General features: G+C 47.3%; 2 protein-coding genes. Both read left to right on the top strand.

What is annotated here, in order from left to right; all coding sequences use genetic code 11:
* The coding region (locus R7040_RS27990) for a biopolymer transporter ExbD (protein ID WP_318097821.1) at positions 1-211 on the top strand (211 nt) is incomplete at its 5' end.
* A gap of 27 nt (positions 212-238) precedes the next feature.
* A partial coding sequence (locus R7040_RS27995; RefSeq protein WP_318097822.1) for an ABC transporter substrate-binding protein occupies positions 239-602 on the top strand: 364 nt, incomplete at its 3' end.

A 602-nucleotide genomic window follows, 5' to 3' on the forward strand; every position in this document is an offset into this window, starting at 1 on the left:
GGATGAGCCTTATTGGGCGATCAACGGACAAACGTACATTGATTGGGAAAACTTCACTCTCGCGCTGCTAGAAGAGAGTAAATCAACCGATAAACCTATTGTGATTGGTGCAGAAAAAACAGCCAATATTCAATCACTTGTTCAGCTTCTTGGCTTTTTGCAAGAAAACGGAATTCAGGCGACTCAATTGCTCACTGAAGAGTCGCCATAACAAGAACATAAAACTGAGAACATTTTCATGAAGAACACATTATCACCAGTGCGCACTGCGTTGACTGCTGCCGCTCTGTTACTTGCAAGCACGAACCTTTTTGCCAACAACGCCCCAACCTCAGAACGAGTCGTCAGTGCAGGCAGCGCCGTTACCGAACTATTACTTGCGCTCGATGCGAAAGACAGCTTGGTCGCCGTTGATGTAACCAGTACTTTGCCGCAAGGCATGGAGTTACCCGACGTTGGGTATCATCGCCGACTTTCAGCAGAGGGGTTGTTGGCACTGAGCCCAACCAAGTTAATTGGCTCTGATGAGATGGGACCAACTACCACCTTAAATCAACTAAAGTCGGCAGGTGTGGATGTCGAGATAGTCAATACAGAAGCCA

This window comes from Vibrio sp. 1069, from assembly GCF_033340555.1.